Consider the following 3,477-nt stretch of genomic DNA (forward strand, 5'->3'; position numbering starts at 1 on the left):
TTAGATACCCCATAGAAGCCTACAACCAAGAAGGTGAACTGATATGGGAACGCGAGCAAGACCTTTATGGCAACTCCCGACAAGGCTTTGCTAAAGAGAATTTCAGGTGTCCGTTCAAGTACCAAGGGCAATATTACGATCCTGAGATAGAACTCTGCTACAACCGAAGTGACAGGATTGCAAAAAAGAGTCATAAATGTAATAAAAAAAAAAATTTTAAATGGAAAATAGAATATTTATTGAACAATTATGTAATAAAGGATGGAATGTCAAAACAATAAATATTTCAAATCTTGTAATTAACTCTTCAGCTAAAGGAAGAGTTGCAAAAACAATAGAAGAATATAAAGAATTTCTTAAAATATTTTCTTTATGCTCTAATAGGGAAGACAATATTTGGTTCTTATCTTATGAAGATTTTTCTAAAAATGATGAAAACTCTTTTTCTTGGAATGAATTTGAATGTCAGAGTATTGATTCTGCCTTAGACGAAGAAATGTTATCTGATATTAAATCCTTTTGGGATAAACATTTGCCAATTTTAATGTCTGTAAAAAATGGATATAGCTATGTCGCAATAGGTATAGGTGAATTTAATAATGGAAAAATATTTTATGGTACAGAACCTGAGTACGAAGATGTAGCTATAATTGCTAATTCATTTTATGAATTTAAAGAAAAATATATATCTGCATTAAATGGAAAGGATTGCGAAAATTTTTACCAGTATATTATTTAAATATTTTGAGGTGGCAAAATAATTTCATATATTTGCACTCTGAAAATGAATGTATTATGGAATTATTTAAGGGACAAAGCCTCTTAGAGTTTACAGAACGCTTTAAAACAGACTTAGATTGCGAACAATAGCTAGCTTCTTTAAAGTGGGAAGATGGATATGGTTGTCGCCTCTTAGCTCTTAAAAAGGCAAAATGACTCCTTGAAATAAAGGGATCAGGGGCAAAATGATTGAAAAAAGGAATTTATAAATAAAAAATAGTAGTTTTAAAGCCCTAAAAAAATGGTTTTTGCTCTTATACGGATAGAAATAGAGAAAACAAAAGCCTCAGAATGTAAATTGGTGGATATTGATACCTATAATAGAAGAGGATAGGGGCATTATAAAGATAATAAATGGTTGATAATACAAAAATGAACTTTCTTTTTTCTTGTGGAGGCACAGGCGGGCACATCTACCCTGCACTAGCCATTGCGAAAGAGCTTAAGGAACGATATCCTCAGGCGCGTTTTCTCTTTGTAGGAGCTATCGGACGTATGGAGATGCAACGGGTACCCCAAGAGGGCTTTCCTATTGTCGGCTTGCCTATCTCAGGCTTCCAAGGCAAGGGACTCTTGCATAAGCTCCTGTTTCCTTTTAAGGTGCTCCGTAGCCTCTATAAGGCAAGACAGATTCTCAAGGACTTCCGCCCCGATGCGGTCATAGGTACAGGGGGCTATGCTTCGGCTCCTACCCTGAAGGTCGCTCAGTGGATGGGATACCCCGTATTCGTACAAGAACAGAACTCCTATGCAGGAATGGCTAATAAGTGGGTCGCTCGTGGCGCACAGAAGGTATTCGTTGCCTACCCTCATATGGAACGCTATTTCCCTCATACCCCCTTGCTCCTGACAGGAAACCCTGTCCGTAAGGACTTGATTGCCCTAGAACCCCCTACAGCTGACCTATACCAAGCGTGGGGGCTTACCCCTGATAAGTTCACCCTCCTTGTACTAGGAGGAAGTCTCGGGGCTAGGCGTATCAATGAGCTGATAGCCTCTCACCTACCTTTCCTAAGAGAAAGGGGAATACAGCTCCTCTGGCAGTGTGGGCAATACTACTATGAAGACTATAAGCACCTAGCAGGGGAGGGGGTAGTCATACGTCCTTATATAGACCAGATGAGCGACGCCTATCGCCTTGCCTCTGTCATCCTATCCCGCGCAGGAGCCAGCTCAGTAAGCGAACTAGCCCTTGTAGGCAAGCCTGTGATATTTGTCCCTTCGCCCAACGTAGCTGAAGACCACCAGACCAAGAACGCCCAAGCTATCGCCTCACAAGGGGCGGCTATCTTGCTCCCAGAAGCCCAAGGAAACGAACGCTTTGCAAGCCTCCTAAGCCAGCTACAGGAAGACGCTCAGTTACGGGAGGAACTCGCTCAGCACTTCAAGGCGCTAGCACGACCCCAAGCTACCCAGCAGATTGCTGACGCTGTGATTGCAACACTCGCTCCAGCTCCTTAAGTCCCTTTTCATTGACCAGTACTCGCAGAAAGTACTCGGTCGAATTCAGTATCGTATCCCAGAGCGGAAATTCCGTCTCTGGGAAGTACTTAGGAGAACAGCGCGCCAGATTCATACTCACATAGAAAGCCTTGTAGAACTTCTCATTGATATGATTATGGAAAATCCCTTCTTTCCTGCCTTGCTCAAGCATATAATCAATCCACTCAAAGTTCGTATCCAATAGAAAAGCATCTAACCGTTCGTATAGCTCAGGAAAATGCTTCTGGAGTTCCCATAAGGGACGGTTAGTGGTAACCTTATACATCTGTTGGATTTTCACATTATTGGCAAAAATACGCTCAATTATTGAGCCTTCTCCTTGGGTAAAGTCAAAGGCTTTCATTGTATCGATAAAGGAGTCCAAACAGGCTTCTACCAATATATTTTTCGTAGCAAAATGCTCATAAAGGGTCTTCTTGCTAATCCCTAGCTCCTTTGCCAAATCGTCCATCGTAAAGGTCTTAAAACCATACTGGATAAAGTGTTCCAGTGCCGTTTTGATAATTTTCTCTTTCATAGTTTTTTGTTAGTTATAAGTAATGATAAAGGGGCAAAAAAGCTCTTTTTCCTATATGCTTTAGCGCCTATAGCTCTGCTAGGTACCCTCCTTCTCATATGGTAGGGTATTATTGCCCTCATAAAAGGACCTAAAAAGGCAAAGATACAAAAATAATAAGTAATTATCAAATCTCAATCACTCACACAAGCCCACCTTGCGCTAGCATTCAAGCTATTCTTATGCTGAAATTTTAAAAATAATTCCCTGTGTGGCTTCCTTTTGCTGGTGCGAGCTTTCAGCTCGTACCTACTATTGATAGAGCTTTCAGCTCTTTATTTTTCTTAAGCATAAGCTACAAGCCTGCGCTAGCGAGAAATAATTGCCTGTGTGGCTTCACACTTTCGCTGGTGCGAGCTTCCAGCTCGTACCTAGTATTCTTAGAGCTTTCCAGCTCCTTATTTTCTTAAGCACAAGCTACAACCTGCGCTAGCGGGGCGCTACAAAGCCTTTAGAAGCGTCCACTAAAGATGCTGCATTGAAATGCAGATAATATTTTTCAATAAATTTGGTAATTGGTTTGTTTGTTATTTTTCTTTAATTTAATTATATTTTATCTTCTTTTTTTAATTTCATAAACTCAACCCACAGCCCGATAGCAAGGAGTAATGCCAGCACACCCCAGAATATGGCGAAAT

The 3,477-nt window shown here is 40.6% G+C and carries 4 protein-coding genes; 3 read left to right on the top strand and 1 reads right to left on the bottom strand.

Features of this window, described 5'->3' with window-relative positions:
• The 3 genes from RYK20_RS10770 to murG all read left to right on the top strand — a co-directional run.
• A partial coding sequence (locus RYK20_RS10770; RefSeq protein WP_369011044.1) for an RHS repeat domain-containing protein occupies positions 1-281 on the top strand: 281 nt, incomplete at its 5' end.
• Positions 221-739, top strand: a complete 519-nt coding sequence (locus tag RYK20_RS10775; RefSeq protein ID WP_314895425.1) for an SMI1/KNR4 family protein — start codon at positions 221-223, stop codon at positions 737-739. The genes RYK20_RS10770 and RYK20_RS10775, both read left to right, overlap by 61 nt.
• Positions 740-1,152: 413 nt before the next feature.
• The gene (gene murG / locus RYK20_RS10780; RefSeq protein ID WP_314895426.1) at positions 1,153-2,241 is read left to right on the top strand and encodes an undecaprenyldiphospho-muramoylpentapeptide beta-N-acetylglucosaminyltransferase; all 1,089 of its coding nucleotides are present in this window, start codon (positions 1,153-1,155) and stop codon (positions 2,239-2,241) included.
• On the opposite strand, the gene RYK20_RS10785 is transcribed toward murG, so the two are convergent.
• Positions 2,189-2,800 carry a TetR/AcrR family transcriptional regulator gene (locus RYK20_RS10785; RefSeq protein WP_314895427.1) on the bottom strand — a complete coding sequence of 204 codons (612 nt, stop codon included), beginning with the start codon at positions 2,798-2,800 and terminating at the stop codon, positions 2,189-2,191. The two genes, murG and RYK20_RS10785, sit on opposite strands and share 53 nt — an antisense overlap.
• Positions 2,801-3,477: the final 677 nt, after the last annotated feature.

It is taken from the genome of uncultured Capnocytophaga sp. (genome assembly GCF_963525585.1).
Classification (GTDB): domain Bacteria; phylum Bacteroidota; class Bacteroidia; order Flavobacteriales; family Flavobacteriaceae; genus Capnocytophaga.

What these genes read in the sequence shown, in the direction of transcription:
- murG (WP_314895426.1), top strand. Translation starts at nt 1,153, where the DNA reads ATGAACTTTCTTTTTTCTTGTGGAGGCACAGGCGGGCACATCTACCCT.
- RYK20_RS10785 (WP_314895427.1), bottom strand. Translation starts at nt 2,800, where the DNA reads ATGAAAGAGAAAATTATCAAAACGGCACTGGAACACTTTATCCAGTAT.
- RYK20_RS10775 (WP_314895425.1), top strand. Translation starts at nt 221, where the DNA reads ATGGAAAATAGAATATTTATTGAACAATTATGTAATAAAGGATGGAAT.